The organism is Paeniglutamicibacter sp. Y32M11, from assembly GCF_019285735.1.
GTDB lineage: Bacteria > Actinomycetota > Actinomycetes > Actinomycetales > Micrococcaceae > Paeniglutamicibacter.
On the sequence record NZ_CP079107.1, the window covers coordinates 2872830 to 2888418 of the forward strand.

The 15589-nt window shown below is 59.7% G+C and carries 11 protein-coding genes and 2 pseudogenes; 7 read left to right on the forward strand and 6 right to left on the reverse strand.

Going from position 1 to position 15589, the window contains the following annotated elements; genetic code table 11:
• Window positions 1-281: 281 nt before the first annotated feature.
• Window positions 282-926: pseudogene (locus KUF55_RS19075) on the reverse strand (RNA polymerase sigma factor); the annotation flags it as partial.
• A gap of 186 nt (window positions 927-1112) precedes the next feature.
• Here KUF55_RS19075 and KUF55_RS12715 point away from each other — a divergent pair.
• Both KUF55_RS12715 and KUF55_RS12720 read left to right on the forward strand, forming a co-directional pair.
• Entirely contained in the window at window positions 1113-1931 is an 819-nt protein-coding gene (locus KUF55_RS12715) for a hypothetical protein (RefSeq protein ID WP_218816826.1), read from the forward strand.
• 10 nt (window positions 1932-1941) lie between these two features.
• Window positions 1942-3105, forward strand: coding sequence for an IS1249 family transposase (locus KUF55_RS12720; protein ID WP_218816827.1), 1164 nt, complete (start codon window positions 1942-1944; stop codon window positions 3103-3105).
• Window positions 3106-3254: 149 nt separating this feature from the next.
• Here KUF55_RS12720 and KUF55_RS12725 read toward each other — a convergent pair whose 3' ends face one another.
• Window positions 3255-4652: an FAD-dependent oxidoreductase gene (locus KUF55_RS12725; protein ID WP_218816828.1), complete on the reverse strand. Its 1398-nt coding sequence runs from the start codon at window positions 4650-4652 to the stop codon at window positions 3255-3257.
• A gap of 334 nt (window positions 4653-4986) precedes the next feature.
• Between KUF55_RS12725 and rarD the strand changes: the two genes are divergently transcribed.
• Together rarD and helR are read left to right on the forward strand one after the other, a co-directional pair.
• Complete coding sequence (gene rarD / locus KUF55_RS12730; RefSeq protein WP_218816829.1) at window positions 4987-5937, forward strand: EamA family transporter RarD; 951 nt, start codon at window positions 4987-4989, stop codon at window positions 5935-5937.
• A 271-nt stretch (window positions 5938-6208) separates the two neighbouring features.
• On the forward strand, window positions 6209-8389 hold the full coding sequence (helR, locus tag KUF55_RS12735) for an RNA polymerase recycling motor ATPase HelR (protein ID WP_218816830.1): 2181 nt from the start codon (window positions 6209-6211) through the stop codon (window positions 8387-8389).
• Between the two features lie 63 nt (window positions 8390-8452).
• Here helR and gabT read toward each other — a convergent pair whose 3' ends face one another.
• The 3 genes and pseudogenes from gabT to KUF55_RS12750 all read right to left on the reverse strand — a co-directional run bounded on the left by gabT (window position 8453) and on the right by KUF55_RS12750 (window position 11812).
• On the reverse strand, window positions 8453-9793 hold the full coding sequence (gabT, locus tag KUF55_RS12740; RefSeq protein WP_132358809.1) for a 4-aminobutyrate--2-oxoglutarate transaminase: 1341 nt from the start codon (window positions 9791-9793) through the stop codon (window positions 8453-8455).
• Between the two features lie 306 nt (window positions 9794-10099).
• Window positions 10100-10237 (reverse strand): methionine/alanine import family NSS transporter small subunit, encoded by a 138-nt coding sequence (locus tag KUF55_RS12745; RefSeq protein ID WP_132358811.1) that lies wholly within the window; start codon window positions 10235-10237, stop codon window positions 10100-10102.
• Window positions 10234-11812, reverse strand: a pseudogene (locus KUF55_RS12750) (sodium-dependent transporter). The gene KUF55_RS12745 and the pseudogene KUF55_RS12750 overlap by 4 nt, the downstream one beginning before the upstream one ends.
• 112 nt (window positions 11813-11924) lie before the next feature.
• Here KUF55_RS12750 and KUF55_RS12755 point away from each other — a divergent pair.
• Genes KUF55_RS12755 through KUF55_RS12765 form a run of 3 tightly spaced genes read left to right on the forward strand, consistent with a single transcriptional unit; the run spans window position 11925 to window position 14315 of the window.
• The gene (locus KUF55_RS12755) at window positions 11925-13331 is read left to right on the forward strand and encodes a PucR family transcriptional regulator (protein ID WP_218816831.1); all 1407 of its coding nucleotides are present in this window, start codon (window positions 11925-11927) and stop codon (window positions 13329-13331) included.
• A 24-nt stretch (window positions 13332-13355) separates the two neighbouring features.
• Window positions 13356-13790, forward strand: coding sequence for a hypothetical protein (locus KUF55_RS12760; protein ID WP_132358817.1), 435 nt, complete (start codon window positions 13356-13358; stop codon window positions 13788-13790).
• 9 nt (window positions 13791-13799) lie between these two features.
• Window positions 13800-14315, forward strand: a complete 516-nt coding sequence (locus KUF55_RS12765) for an HIT family protein (protein WP_132358819.1) — start codon at window positions 13800-13802, stop codon at window positions 14313-14315.
• A 20-nt stretch (window positions 14316-14335) separates the two neighbouring features.
• On the opposite strand, the gene KUF55_RS12770 is transcribed toward KUF55_RS12765, so the two are convergent.
• Window positions 14336-15433 carry a polyprenyl synthetase family protein gene (locus KUF55_RS12770; protein WP_218816832.1) on the reverse strand — a complete coding sequence of 366 codons (1098 nt, stop codon included), beginning with the start codon at window positions 15431-15433 and terminating at the stop codon, window positions 14336-14338.
• Between the last annotated feature and the right edge of the window lie 156 nt (window positions 15434-15589).

Below are 15589 nucleotides of genomic sequence, written 5' to 3' on the forward strand. Positions count from 1 at the left end.
ATTCCGCCTAGGAAAGTACTTGCAGATCCGGCCGAAGGTATCGCGCTTCCCACAGTGATGGTCCCGGCCTTCGAAGCAATGACTGTTGATACAGTGCCGCCCCCACTCGAAGCACCAGCGACCGCCGTAATTGCTGCCGGAATTCCCAATGCAGTGATTCCACCAAGGAACAGCGGGGCGATGATTCCTCGCATCGAGCCCCCCACATCACTGACATGGAGGAGAATCGCTGTGCATTTAGAGCATTCGTTGAGATGCTCCTCGACCTTGGCTTCATTACGAGCGCTCAGGCCATTGCGAGCATAAGCTCCCAACTGCCGCGCATATCCCTGACAATCATCAGAATCCGACACATTTACGTGGCCCTGCAAATACGCTTGGCGCAGTCCTTCCCGTGCTCTAACGGCAAGCGCGGAAACAGCATTGGCCGATAGTCCTAACAGCGGCGCTATGTCGGCGGGTTTCATTCCGTCAATCTCGGTGTACCACAGCACCGCCTGCCATCGTTCGGGAAGCGACCGGAAAGCGGCACCCACCACACCGGATTCAAACTGATTTATGATCGGGTCAGAGTAGGCATCTCCCGAGTCAAAAGTTGAAAAGTCATCGGTCAACGCCTGACGTTTCTGCTTATCGTTGTACGCAAACGCGAGTCGGGAGACCGTGGTGCCCAAGTAAGCACGGAAAAAGGTATCGGGACCTTTGCCCTTCCGCAAAACAGCGAATACCTTCTCGAATCCTTCTGCGACTAGGTCTTCGGCCTCATAGGAACTATTGGAGTGGCGAAACGCAACACGAAGCGCGGCATCATAGTGCCGTTCGTATAGCTGCGATTGCGCACGATCATCCCCCGCCCGTACCTGGGCGGTAAGTTCAGAATCACTCGGATCGATGGGCTCGACGCTTGGTCCAGACTCAGTGTTCACAAAAAAACTTCGCTACAAATGGCCGTAAACCAACCCCAATGGGCCTACAGCACTCACACTCCAGTGTCCATGGAGTCTTCTTAAAAGGAAAGAAGGACACTGAACGGGTTCATGACGCGAGTTTCTCCATGAATAATTATGAGAGATTCCGCGTCATGCTTTTACTCTCATTCGCTCTTAGGACACATGAAGTTCTTTTCCCGGCGATCAGCGGTGCCTATTGATCCCGATACCTTTCTCGAGCGCTGGCGCGAGGAGTCCCAAAAGTCCGGATGGCTTCGCGAATCCGACTGGTACTGTTCTGCCGCGCGCTCCGTGGCAGTCAGCATTACTGAAGACCGTGACCTCCACGCCCCTCTTCGTGCGTTGGCGTCGCGTAGGGCAATCCAAGGTGTGGGAATCGCTGAATCGCTCATCGATGTCCAAGCACTCTTCGAGACTAGTAAGATTCCGCAAGCGAAAAAACTGACTATCGAATTCGCCGACGCTTGGGTGGAGGCCACCGACCTCTACAGTCACAAACTCACCTGTTGGGATTCCAACAGTGGATTATCGAACCGGCAACACTTTGAACGCCGCGTCCACGAATTGCGTGAAAGCCCGACCACTCGCGACCTCCCCTACGTCGTCGCGCTGTTTCGTCATTTGCGCACCGATCTTGATGAACAAACCACATTTAGGCTGTCAGCAGACATGGGTCGGGCATGCAAAGACACGATGCCGGAGGCAATTGCCACATATCGCGGTAACCGCATGGCTCTGTTGGTTCAAAAGGACACTCTCGCAAGCAACCGGTTTGATCTATTGAGCCAAGCGCTTGGAACCGTACTAGAGAGCTACGACGTGCCTCACCAGAGCCTACATCTTGATGTTGAGCCGGTGCCGGTGCGTCCGTTGGAGCTGCAACGTCTGCTCGGAACACTGGCGTATAGGCCGAAAAGTGTGTCCGCGAGGGGCCTGCTTCCCAACGATGGCGCAGTAGAACGAGGTTTCTTATACCTTTGAGCCATTAACCGTGAATGGTTCTGGAAAATCGAAGCAATGTGAAGTATGCGGATCTGCCCTGAAACGCAATGGAAAGACCTCAGCCGGAACCCAACGCTGGAGGTGCATCCACTGCGGGGCCAGCAGTGTCAAGAAGCGCCCTGACCTGAAACGTCGAGCCGAGCTAAACCTGTTCCTCCAATGGATCTTGGGGAAACAGTCCCAGGCCTCCTACAACCCCGGCACGGGTAGAACCCTCCGACATAACACCCAGTGGTGTTGGGCGATCGAACCATCCCTAGCGCCCACCGGCGAAGTCCACCTGCAGATCCAAATGGACGGCATCTATCTAGGACGTGGGTGGTGTTGCCTGATCGCGATTGCCAACGGCAAAACCATTGGCTGGCAGTGGTGCGATAGTGAAAAGAGGGTGGCCTGGATAGCGTTGCTGGAACAGTTCCCAGCACCCCGGGTCGTGATCATTGACGGTGGCTCTGGGCTAGCGGCAGCACTGTCGCAAGCGTGGCCAGAGACTCGCGTTCAACGCTGCCTGGTCCATGTCCAACGCAACGTGCGCACTTATCTGACCCTGCGACCACGAACGGACGCGGGAAGAGCCCTTCGGCGAATTTCCCTTGCCCTGACACGCATCAAGACCCGAGAACACGCCACCCAGTGGATGCAAGCGCTGCAGGAATGGCACCACACCTTCGGGGACGTGATCAAGGAACGCACCTACCCGGCGGGACCTGGCGGCCACCGGCCCAAAGGTGTGAAGCCCACCCAAACCTGGTGGTACACCCACACTCGCCTACGTTCGGCCTACAAACTCCTCGAACGGCTGGTGCGCAGTGGTGAGCTCTTCACCTACCTGGAGCCAGAATTTGATGGGCTGGCCATCGCTTCGACAACCAACCACATCGAGGGCGGCGTTAACACTCAGCTCCGTGCGCTGCTGCGCGGGCACCGTGGCATGCCGCCGGCCCATGCGAAACGGGCGGTCGAATGGTGGCTCTACTCCCACAGTGAGAAACCAACTGAACCGCACACTCTCATCCGGCCTGAACACCTCAACACGAAACCAGTGAAGAAGCAGATCCAGGAGGAAACGATTGGGCCGGAACTCATCGGCACCGCACTGACTGAAGCCGAAGGGCTCTGGGTCAGAAAAGGATGGGCCGGCAGACCCTGCTGAATCATGCTCTGACATGGCACAGCCCCGGGTGACACACCCGGGGCAGACACACTTTTTTGCCTATAAGCCGGAACACTCTGGCGTTAAACAAAAACAAGGACCCGCAGTTTCCGCTACTTCGGAAAATACGAGCCCTTGCCACTTACAGCTTAGCCGCGAGAGATCTGAACCATTTCATTTCGGTCAACAATTTTGATGCGAGCCCGATCAACCGGACCCACTGACGTCTGCGTGGGGGACGCTGCCATACCCAGGGAAATTTCGTGGGCATCAAGCTTCTTCCAGCCATCCCACGTCGTGTATTCAATGCCGCGAGACTCCAGCAATTCGATGATCGCGTCTTCGCCGGGGCGGCTAGCCACCGGCAGTGACAGTCGATCCTCCAGCAGATTCCCAATCGTCTCCAACGCGTCACCCTTGGTGTGGCCAATCAAGCCAACCGGACCACGCTTGATCCAACCAGTGGTGTAGAGCCCAGGAATAGGCGCGCCGTCGGCGTCCAGGACGCGACCTCCTTCATTGGGGACAACACCCCGCTTTTCATCAAATTCGAGCTCAGCCAGCTCAGAGCCGTGGTAACCAATGGCTCGGTACACCGCTTGGACCGGGTAGTCGACAATTTCCCCGGTTCCCCGCACGTTGCCGGAGCCGTCAAGTTCCTGGCGCTCAAACTTGATGCCGGAGACCTTGCCGTCTTCGCCAACAACCTCAATGGGCGAATGAAGGAAGTGCAGGTGCAGTCGTCGCGATGCGCCGGTATCCTGCTCCTCAACAATCCAGTTGGTCAGGGTGTTAACCATCGTCTTGACCTGGTTGTTTGACTTAATTAATGCATCCGAAGCCTCGTCGAACTCGAAGTCTTCCGGGTAGAGGACGATGTCAACGTCGCGGCTGTGGCTCAGTTCGCGCAGCTCCAACGGTGTGAACTTCACCTGTGCCGGTCCACGGCGTCCAAAAATATGAACATCCGTGACCGGCGAATTCTTCAGTCCCTCAAAAACATTCTCGGGGATTTCCGTCACCAGGAGGTCTTCGGCGTGCTTGGAAAGCACACGAGCAACGTCCAAAGCCACGTTGCCGTTTCCTAGGACGGCAATTTCCTTTGCCTCAAGCGGCCAGGTCCGAGGTACGTCGGGCTGCCCGTCGTACCAAGAAACAAAATCTGCTGCACCGTAGGAACCCTCAAGATCAATTCCAGGAATATCCATGTTTGCGTCCTTGATGGCGCCGGTCGCGAAGATGACTGCGTCATACATCCCGCGGATATCGCTCAAGGTGAGGTCACGACCGTAGGTCACGTTCCCCAAGAAACGAATGTCGCCCCGATCGAGCACCTTGTGTAGTGCGTTGACGATTCCCTTGATCCGCGGATGATCCGGGGCAACGCCGTAGCGGATCAGTCCATAGGGAGCGGGGTAGGCATCGAGCAGGTCGATGCTGACCTCAAATTCACGCTCCGCCTTGGTCAGAATATCGGCAGCGTAGACGCCGGCCGGACCTGCCCCGATAATGGCGACACGGAGCGGGCGAACTGCTGAATCGGACACGAAGGGTTCCTTCCGGAGAATGTTCACAAGATCATGCAAATAGCGCACGTCAGGCTAGTCTAATTGGCCTTGCTCTACAAACGTGAATCGGTGTGGGCAGTCTCACCCCAGCAACAACACCGTTTTCCTCAGAGCCGGAGACCCTATGGTCACTCCGCAACTTCCAATGACTTGGATGGGTCCAGCCACCGATAGGCTTGAAGAATCGGTAAACAAGACCCCAATGCGATGCCAAATAACCATGTTACCCGCGGGCAATCCTCACGCGCTTCCATGTGCTCTATCGCGTTTTCTGATCCGGAATGGAAACCATGCAATCTCAGTTGAAGTTCTCATGACCCAAATGCCCACCACAGCACCAGCCACCACCACCGGCAACCCCACGACCGAACGCTCGAGGGGTTTGCTGCAGGGCCTCGGAGCCTACGGTCTTTGGGGAATCCTTCCGCTGTATTTTCTGACCATTGCCGCGGCCTCCCCGCTGGAGATCGTCGCCAGCCGCATTCTTTTTTCCTTGGTCTTCTGCGCGATCTTGCTCAGCGTGAGCCGGAACTGGCATTCCTTCTTCGAACTGGGCCGTGATCGCAGGGCCATGGTCCGACTCACGGTCGCCTCGCTTCTCATCGCCGCGAATTGGCTCACGTATACGTACGCGGTACTGAACGGGCATGCCGTGGAAGCGTCATTGGGTTACTTCATCAACCCGCTAGTTTCGGTTGCCCTGGGTGTCGTCTTCCTCAAAGAGAAATTGCGGAGGCTGCAATGGGTGGCACTGGGCTTCGGCCTTGCTGCGGTTATCGCCCTCACCTTTGCCTACGGCAACGTTCCCTACATCGCCCTGGTGCTGGCCTTTTCCTTTGGCTTCTACGGTTTTGTAAAGAACCGCGTGGGCCGCACCGCGACCGCACTCACGTCCCTCAGTATGGAAACGGCAATCTTGACCATTCCGGCGTTGGGATTCATGGTCTGGCTCGTGCTCTCGAATAAGGACACGGTGCTTTCATCCGGGGCCGGCCACTTCTGGTTGCTGGCGGCCAGCGGCATTGTCACAGCGGTGCCACTTTTGCTCTTTGGAGCTGCAGCGCGTCGACTCCCCTTGACGACCTTGGGGACCCTGCAATTCTTGGCCCCCATCTTGCAATTCATCATTGGATTGACGGTCTTCAAGGAGCCCATGCCGCCAGAACGCCTCATGGGGTTCTCGCTGGTCTGGGTCGCGGTGATCCTGCTCAGCATCGACATGGCGAGAGTGCCCCGCAGACTGGCGCCCATCAAGGTGGGCTAGTTTTTCCCGGGTACAAAGGACCGATAAAAACCACGAGGACCGGTGCGATTCGACGAATCGCACCGGTCCTCAATCGCATTACGACAGGGCATAGATAGTGGGATGTCCCAGATCATCGTGTCTGGTTCTAGTCCGAAAAAAAGGGTCACGAGCGTGATTCTGGGTGCTCCTCTATTTCCAATATAGCGCGCGCTGGGGGTCTTGCCGCAAGGCCCCCCATCGGGGCCACAATGGTCAGGCACAAGCCGCATCACGGGATGGGATCCACCGCATGACTCAGCGACCAACAACTGCCACCAAGCCCACTGTTACATTCCCCGAAAGCGCCTTCAACCCGGGTCTCTTAGGTACCGCAAAATCTGCTCCATCATTGATTAGCGGCGACGAACAGCATTTTTCCGCCATCGCATCGACCCTCAAACAACGGCTCTCCGAACTCTCCACCGCCCTTGATAGTGCCCGAAAGGGTCCACGCGCACATGGTCAGGAAGCACTGGAACGAGATATGGAGGTGCACCGGCTGGCCACCCGTCTGCGCACCCTGAACCGTTTCGGGCTTGATTTATGTTTGGGCCGGATGGAGGCTGCCGACGGTACGGAACCGATCTATGTGGGTCGACTCGGGCTCACCGATGATGACGGGCACCGCTTACTGATCGACTGGCGCTCCCCCGCCGCTGCCCCCTTCTTCGCTGCCACTCATGCCCATCCAATGGGTCTGGTCGCTAGACGCCGGTACCGCTGGTCCGCGGGACTCATTAGTGACTATTGGGACGAGGTCTTCACCACCGATCGCCTCGAATCCACCGTTGCCCTTGATGATCAGTCGGCGTTCATCGCCAGTCTGGGCGTTAATAGGTCGAAAAAGATGCGTGACGTGGTGAGCACCATTCAGGCCGACCAGGATGCGATCATCAGGGCGCCCTCGCGGGGCGCCTTGGTGGTCGACGGCGGGCCGGGGACGGGCAAAACCGTTGTGGCTCTGCACCGCGCGGCATATTTGCTCTATTCGGATCCACGCGTCGGTCATCATCTGGGTGGGGTACTTTTCATCGGCCCGCACCAGCCGTATCTTGCCTACATTTCCGATGTCCTGCCGGGACTTGGTGAAGAAGGAGTTCGAGTCTGCACGCTCAGGGACCTCGACCCCGCCGGTGAAACCGCCGTGCCCGAATCCGATCGAGGACTCGCAGCGCTGAAGTCCAGCGTCGAGATGGTCTCGGCGATCTCCACGGCCGTCGGTTTCTTCCAGGAGCCACCCACACAGAGCACCATCATCACCACCGAATGGGCGGAATTGGAGCTCGATGCGCGGGACTGGGCAGAGGCCTTCTCCGCGCCGGAGGACGGAACTCCGCACAATGAGGCCCGGGAAGCGGTCCACGAGGCGCTGCTAGACATCCTGGTCGACAAGCTTGATGCGGATACTCCCATCGACATGGTCCGTGCTGCGCTGGCGACTCATCCGAATCTGAACGCCGCACTTTCGGCGGCGTGGCCGATGCTGGAACCGGCCAACATCGTCGCCGGCATGTTCACGATTCCCACATTCCTGGCCATGTGCGCACCCTGGCTGAGCGAAGCCCAGATTCACTCATTACAACGCAGCGACGGGCTGGCCTGGACGGATGCCGATCTTCCGCTATTGGATGCCGCACGGGAGCGTTTGGGCGATTCGGGAGCCTCGGCACGCCGGGCTCGCCGCAGGACGGAGCTGGCGGCCAGACGCCGGGAGATGGCCAGCGTCATCGAGGAAGCCATCCTTGCCGATGATTCGGAATTACTCGTCAGCTCGATGCTGCGCGGGGAGGACATGGCCGAAAAACTAGACCAGGCGGCCGATTTACCTGTGGAAAGTGCCGATCCGTTGGCCGGACCCTTTACGCACATCGTGGTCGATGAGGCGCAGGAACTCAGTGATGCCCAATGGCAGATGCTGCTGCGCCGCTGCCCGTCGGGTTCCTTCACCATCGTCGGGGACCGTGCGCAGGCACGGGAGGGATTTGAAGAGTCATGGGAACAACGCCTCACCCGGATCGGCTTGAAGCGCATCAGCGTATCCACCCTGTCCATCAACTACCGCACCCCGGCCGAAATCATGGTTCAGGCGCGGGCCGCCATCACCGCCGAACTACCCGATGCCAACGTGCCGCAATCCATCCGCACCGGGGGCGCGCCCGTTGAACGAGGCAGTGTCGCGGATCTGTCGGTGCGCCTTACCACGTGGTTGGTTCAGCATCCCACGGGGCACGCGGCCGTCATCGGGCACCCGGACTTCGCGCCGCGTCCGCGCGTCGCCTCGCTGACTCCGGTACTGGCGAAGGGACTGGAATTTGATCTGGTTATCGTGGTGAACCCGCAAGACTTCGGCACGGGAATCACCGGTGCCGTGGATCGTTATGTCGCCATGACCCGCGCGACGGGAACGCTGCTGATCCTGGAGGATCACTAGGGCAGCGGGGCATAACGATGGCGGGCAGGTTTCCCTTGCCCGCCATCGTTATGCGCCTACCAATTAGGCGTTCTTACGGATCGCTGCCTCAAGAACGTCGAAGGCCTCGGTGAGCAACTCGTCGCTGATGACCAGCGGAGGCAGCAAACGGATGACGTTTCCGTAGGTGCCGCAGGTGAGGATCAGGACGCCCTCGGCCAAGCAGTCTGCGGCAATCTTTTTGGTCAGATCCATGTCGGGCTCGATGCCGCCGGCCTTCACGAGCTCGATGGCCACCATGGCGCCGCGGCCACGGATGTCACCAATGGCCGAGACCTCGGTGGCGAGCTTGCGCATGCGGGTGAAGAACTGCTCTTCAATCTCGCGGGCGCGGGAGGCCAGGTCCTGCTCCTCCATGAACTTGATGGTTTCCAGTGCCGCGGCGACGGCCACCGGGTTTCCACCGTAGGTGCCGCCCAGGCCACCGGGGTGAACCGCATCGAGTAATTCGGCGCGGCCAACAATGCCCGAGAGCGGCATGCCCCCGGCGATTCCCTTGGCCACCGTGATGATGTCCGGGTTGATGCCCTCAATGTCCGAGGCGAACCAGGCACCGGAGCGGCAGAAGCCCGCTTGCACTTCGTCGGCCACAAAAACGATGCCCTGCTCCTTGGCCCATTCGGCCAGACGGGGTAGGAAGCCGGTGGCGGGAACGATGAATCCACCCTCACCCTGGATCGGTTCGATGATGATGGCGGCGATCTGGTCGCCACCGATCTGCTTTTCCATGTTCAGGATGGCGCGCTCGGCGGCTTCCTTGCCGGAGATGTTCGGGTTTTCTTCGCGGAACGGGTAGCTCATCGGCATGCGGTAAATCTCCGAGGCCAACGGACCGAAGCCGCGCTTGTACGGGGCGGCCTTGGCCGTGAGTCCCATGGTCAGGTTGGTCCGGCCGTGGTAGGCGTGGTCGAAGGCGACCACGGCGGTGCGGCCGGTGGCGACGCGGGCCACCTTGATGGCGTTCTCTACCGCCTCGGAACCGGAGTTGAAGAAGACTGCCTTCTTCGCCTGAGTTCCGGGGGTGATCTCGGCGAGCTTTTCTGCCAGCTCAACGTAGCCCTCGTAGGGGGTGACCATGAAGCAGGTGTGGGTGAAGCGGGCTGCCTGAGCAGCCACCGCGGCCGCGACCTTCTCGTTGGAAGCACCAACGGAGGTAACGGCGATGCCCGAACCCAGGTCGATGATGGAGTTGCCATCAACGTCAACAATGATGCCGCCATCGGCATCTGCCACGTAGACGGGCATCGAGGAGGCAACACCCAGCGCGACGGCGTTGGCGCGGCGAGCGGCAAGTTCCACCGACTTGGGGCCGGGGAAGGCTCCGGTGATGTTGCGCTTCTGTTCAATGCGGTAGGTGATGTCCATGAATCTTCAATCCTTTCCCGCCGCCACGTGACATGCGGCGCCCGGGAACGTATCACGGTGGGGGCGCCGGCGCACACTCTGGAAGCCGGTGTTTTTGAGTGGTCTGTACTACTCAGTAGCCTATGTCTCGCGCGAGGGCGCCCGCCAGTGAAATTGGCACAGTGTCGCTCCCCTCTTCCAGTGCAAATGCACAGGAGTTAATCTACGACCAAGCAAAAAATCGGCCCACTGTTGTGGCGGGCGTAACTCTCCCGCACATCAACGGACCGATCTTTTGGTTAGTGCGGCGCCGTGGCGCCGTTGGATTTAGAGCTCTCGAGCGATGGACTCGGGCAGGTGCCCCTCATCTTCCGGGTGCCGTACCAGGTTGATCAGGGCGAGAATCAGACCGCCCCAGACGGTCACCATGGCGATGACCATCATGACGATTGCGATGGGTGTCATCGTGTTTCCTCCGCTTCATCTGCGGCCACCATGGCCGCGTATTCGGGGTCGTTCAATTTGGATTTGGAGCTCCACGGAATCAGCGTCAACAGCAGCGCGCCAACCACCAGTGCACCGGCCATGCCCCAGCCGAAGACTCCAACAAACCACACCGGGTAACCCTCATAGGTTTCCGCGATCTTGGAGGCGAACTCGTTGTACAAGATGTAGCCCAAGACCAGCGGGGCCACCACGGAAACCAGGGCGATCCACGTGGTACGCATGCGCACCGAGGAGACCTTATTCAGGTGGTCCGAAAGCATCGGCAGCTTACGCAGGAACCAGGCGATCAGGATAACGGCGACCAGCGCACCGGCCAAGATGCCGAAGCTGTTCACGAAGGCATCAAAGGTGTCCAACAGGTACAGCCCGGTCGCCGTGGGGAAGAGCAGCAGTGAAACGAATGCCACCGGAATGCTCACCGCCAGTGAAGCCCGCACACGCGACCAGCCGAGTTTGTCCTGAACCGCCGAGACAATGACCTCAAGGATCGAGATCAGCGAGGTGATACCGGCGAAGACCAGGGAACCGAAGAAAAGCACCCCCATCAGCGCACCGAGCGGCGCCGCCGAGACGATCGTGGGGAAGGCGATGAACGCCAGGCCGATGCCCGGCACCGCCACCTCTCCCACCGTGGTTCCGGCGTTATGTGCCATAAAGCCAAGAGCCGCGAAAACGCCGATGCCGGCGAGGATCTCGAATCCGGAGTTGGCGAAACCAACCACCATGCCCGAACCGGTCAGATCGGTTTTCCGCTTGAGGTAGGAGGAATAGGTCACCATGATGCCGAAGGCTACCGACAGCGAGAAGAAAATATGTCCATAGGCCGCTGCCCAGACGCCCGGATCTCCCAGCGCTTCCCAGTTGGGGGGTGAAGAAGGCGTTCAGTCCATCAACCGCACCGGGAAGGAACACCGACTGGACCACCAGAATAATGAACATGACCACCAACAGTGGCAGGAAAATGGCGTTGGCCTTAGAAATCCCCTTGTTGACCCCGGCCACCATGATGCCAATAACAACGGCCCAGGTGACTAGCAGTGGCCAGAAAACGCCGGGAACAAAGTTGAAGCCCACGTTGATGGACTCGGAGACTTGGAGGAAGTCTCCGGTGAAGAAACCTCCCGGGTCTCCGCCCCAAGCCTTGGTCACCGAGAACCAGGTGTACATGCCGGACCAGGCGATGATGACCGCGTAGTAGATGGCGATGATGAAGCAGACAAGCACCTGCCACCAACCCAAGACTTCGGCGCTACGGTGCAGGCGTCGGTAGGCCAAGGGTGCGGAGCCGCGGAATTTATGCCCGATGGCGTAGTCAAGGAAGAGCAAGGGTATACCGGCGCTCAACAAGGCCACCAGATATGGAATCAGGAAAGCGCCGCCACCATTTTCGTACGCGACGTACGGAAAGCGCCAGATGTTCCCCAATCCAACGGCCGAACCGATGGCGGAGAGAATAAATAGTTTGCGCGAGGAGAAGGTCTCCCTGCCCGCGGGTGCCGCCGTTGGCGCCCCGCTCGAGGATGCGTTGATCATGGACACCACGTTAACCCACTTGTGAGCCGCGTTATAGCCATTTGTGTGGTTCGTTTCGTGTTTCGCCTCCATTCTTCGTACGACTGCACAAAATGTTCAATAGTATTAGTACATGGCCATTACCCTCGTGAATCTTCTTGAGTCTCAAACCCTGAGGCTCAAAGCCCACACGGATTTCTCCGCGGTCGGGCAAACTCCCATCGAGTGGGCGGCCGTCACCGAATTGCGAGATCCTTCCCCTTTCCTCAGTGGCGGGGAAATCGTGCTCACTACGGGCCTGCGGCAAACATCGATCGCCAATCAAGAGAACTTTGTCCAGACCGTGCACGGCGCCGGAGCCCTAGCCCTGGGTTTTGGTACGGGGTTAAGCCATCGCGGAGTTCCCGCGGCCGTCATACGTAAGTGCACCGAATTAGGCCTGCCGGTCTTCGAAGTTCCCTACGAGACTCCGTTCATGGCCATCACCAAGTTGATCGCCGATGCGCTGAACGCGGATCATTTGCTGCGTCTTGAGCGCTTGCTCAAGGGGCATCAGCGTCTGGCGTCCACGCTGCTGGCCGGTGGACTCGGTGATATGCTGCGCGAGCTCGCCCGAATGCTGGGCACCGAGGTGATTCTGCGTCAATTCGCCGCCACGATCCATGGACCGGAGCTAGGCATCCGCAAATGGCACGAGGTCTCCGTCGCCTCCGGCCTGCGCGATAGGTGCACCTTATATCTGGCCGAACCCTATCAACACGAGGCCTTGGTGGATTATGCCCAGGGCCTGATCGGGTTGGAGCTGGCCAACCAGGCTCGGTTACGCGAATCCACCCGCAAGGTCACCGGGCAGGTCTTCGCCGACCTTTTGGCCGGAACGTTGACGGGGCATCAGGCCGACGCGAGGCTTCAGGGCATCGGGGTGGTCCCCAGTCAACCGCACTCGGTGGTACTCATCGCCGCCCCGGCGGGCCAGGAGAAGGCCCTGCGGACCCTGCCGATCCCCCCACAGTTTGAACACATCATTTCCGCCACCGTTGATGATCGCTTGGCCCTGGTGGTCGCCAATACCGACGGTGCATCGCTGGCCGACGGCATCAACGAGTACTTACAGGGTGCCGGGGTCATTGCCCGGGTGAGCTTCGGCGGCGGCTACACCCAGCCCAACGGTCTGCGCTGGAGTTTCTTCGAGGCCATCGAGGCGTTGCGCCATGGGGAGCAACTTAATACTCCATCCAAACTCTCTTTGACCTCGTTGTTGTTAGCCGCGCGAGATGTCCCCCTGCAGGCGCTGGCCCAGGAGGCGTTGGCTCCCTTGCAGGCCTTTGATACCAAGCACTCCGCCGAGTTGTTGGGCACATTGCGCAGCTACCTTGAATTGGACGGAAGCGTGGGCGCCGTGGCCGACGCCCTGGGATTACACCGAAATACCGTGCGATACCGGCTCCAGCAGATCAGTGAGCTCTCCGGATATGATCCGACCACCACCGCCGACCGCGTCCAATTGTGGCTCGCCCTCACGGCCTTGGATCTGAACTAGCTCGCTGCCCGATAGGATGGATTCATGGCTGAAATGTTCCTTGAGAAGTTCCGTTCGTTGGTTCCGTTGTACCTCGAGGACGAGTGGCAGGCCGAGGACGGCCTGACCACCGCCGAACTCGACGATGCACTGGCCGAGTTCACCTTCCCCATTCCTTTGGTACTGCTCGAGTTCTACATGGCCTTGGGTGGCTGCGAGGACCTGATGGAGGCTTACCACTACTTCTTTGATCCCGAAGAGCTGGAAATCGAAGATGGTTACCTCTTGTTTTTGGAGGACGAAGAGGAAAAATACGTGTGGGGCATCCGTGTGGATCAGCTTGAGGTCCCGGACCCCATCGTTTACCGCCGGCAGAACGCCCGCGGTGCGTGGAAGAGCGAGGAAGGAACGTTCAGCGAATACGTCCTGGACATGTTCTCCTGGGTCTTCGACGAACTCTCCCCCGAACTGGATAACTAGCAGACCGGCATGGGTGCCCTGTGGAAGTCACATGCACCGCAGGGCTACCTGTGCCCGTTTTGCGAACTACTGACCGGTGGTCTTTATTCGGCAGGAAATCTCTGTGCCCCCACCGATCTGATTTACCGCAGCGACGAGGTCGCTGTCATCATGGCCTGCGACGGCTTTGGACCGCACGGAGGCCATGCCATGGTCATCCCGGTGGATCATCATGAGGCCCTCTATGACCTGCCCGATACCGTTGCGGCCAACATCATGTATGAAACCAGGCGCATTGCCTTGGCCATGAAGCTCGCTTGGAATCCCGAGGGCACCAGCACCCGGCAACACAACGAACCGGCGGGCAACCAGCATGTGTGGCATTACCACCAGCATGTCTTCCCGCGCTTTGCCGGCGACAATCTTTATGGGCACCTGCGCCACCGCGTTTCGGTGGAAGAGCGTGCAGCAAAGGCCGCCCAGTTACGAGCGGCCCTCACCGAGGGGAACCTCTTCGGAGAAAACCCCGAACGGTTCCGCTACTAGATTCTTTTTGGTTGGAGCTCCTAGAGCTCGCGGGTCACCACTGCGTCGGCGAAGGCCACCAGAGATTCCTTGACGGTTCCCTCCGGCAACGGTGCCAGTGCCTCGATGGCGGCGTCGGCCCAGCTGCGGGCAACATCCCAAGCCTGCGTGGTAGCCGGGTTACCTGCCACTGCCGCCACGGCGCGAGCCAGATCCTCATCCTTGATCAAATCACCATCGACCAGTTCGAGCACCGCTGCTGCATCGGTATCGCCAGCGGCAGCAGCGTTGCGCATCAGCAGGATCGGTAGCGTCGGAACCCCCTCGCGCAAATCCGTTCCGGGAGTCTTGCCCGAGCGGATCTGCGCTCCGGTGACGTCGATGACATCGTCGGCAACCTGGAAGGCAACACCCACCTTTTCGCCATAGGTGCGCAGCACGTCAACGTACTGACTCACCCCGCCAAAGAGTGCGCCGTAGGCACCGGAGGTGGCCAGCAGGGACGCCGTCTTATCCGAGATCACGTTCAGGTGGTGCTCGATCGGGTCGTCGTCCTCGCGCGGGCCCACGGACTCGTGCAGCTGCCCCAGGCACAGGCGCTCAAAGGTGCGGGCCTGCATGGAGACGGCCTCCGGGCCGAGCTCCGAGCCGAGCACCGAGGCGCGGGCGAAGATCAGGTCTCCGGTGAGGATCGCTACCGAGTTGCCCCAGACCTCGTGGGCCGTCGGTGCACCGCGGCGCAGCGGGGCCGAGTCCATGACATCGTCGTGGTACAGCGTGGCCAGGTGGGTCAGCTCCACAATGGCCGCGGCCTTGATGACGGCCTCGGTCACGCCGTCGCCCAGCAGCGAGGTCAGGATCACCAGCAGCGGACGAATGCGCTTCCCGCCCGCCTCAACGAGGTGGCGGCTGGTGGCGTCAATCAACGGATCGGAGTTGGCGATGGCATCGCGGAGCAGCTTCTCGACCTTGGCCAGGCCGGTAGCTATGGCTGGGCCGAACTCCGGGTCCAGGGCGATACGCCCAAAACCGCCGGGCAGGTTCACCGCGGCGGCCAGCACGCTGGTTTCCGGGTTCAAATCAAGGGAGTCAGGCACGCCATGTCCGGCAGCGGTCCAGTTGGTCTGGGAATCGGTCACTGTTCTAAGACTTACTATCTCTCGACGGGCGGTTCCAGCCGCGGCACGGTGGCCGATTCTGGTTGCTGGTGAGTTGGCACCAGCTGCTCAAGTACATTCTTCACTCTATCGCCAACACTGCCCTCACCCCCAAGCTGGCAGGTTCACCGCAGGTCG

What these genes read in the sequence shown, in the direction of transcription:
- KUF55_RS12765 (WP_132358819.1), top strand. Translation starts at nt 13,800, where the DNA reads ATGGGTGCCCTGTGGAAGTCACATGCACCGCAGGGCTACCTGTGCCCG.
- KUF55_RS12715 (WP_218816826.1), top strand. Translation starts at nt 1,113, where the DNA reads ATGAAGTTCTTTTCCCGGCGATCAGCGGTGCCTATTGATCCCGATACC.
- rarD (WP_218816829.1), top strand. Translation starts at nt 4,987, where the DNA reads ATGACCCAAATGCCCACCACAGCACCAGCCACCACCACCGGCAACCCC.
- KUF55_RS12755 (WP_218816831.1), top strand. Translation starts at nt 11,925, where the DNA reads ATGGCCATTACCCTCGTGAATCTTCTTGAGTCTCAAACCCTGAGGCTC.
- gabT (WP_132358809.1), bottom strand. Translation starts at nt 9,793, where the DNA reads ATGGACATCACCTACCGCATTGAACAGAAGCGCAACATCACCGGAGCC.
- KUF55_RS12760 (WP_132358817.1), top strand. Translation starts at nt 13,356, where the DNA reads ATGGCTGAAATGTTCCTTGAGAAGTTCCGTTCGTTGGTTCCGTTGTAC.
- helR (WP_218816830.1), top strand. Translation starts at nt 6,209, where the DNA reads ATGACTCAGCGACCAACAACTGCCACCAAGCCCACTGTTACATTCCCC.
- KUF55_RS12745 (WP_132358811.1), bottom strand. Translation starts at nt 10,237, where the DNA reads ATGACACCCATCGCAATCGTCATGATGGTCATCGCCATGGTGACCGTC.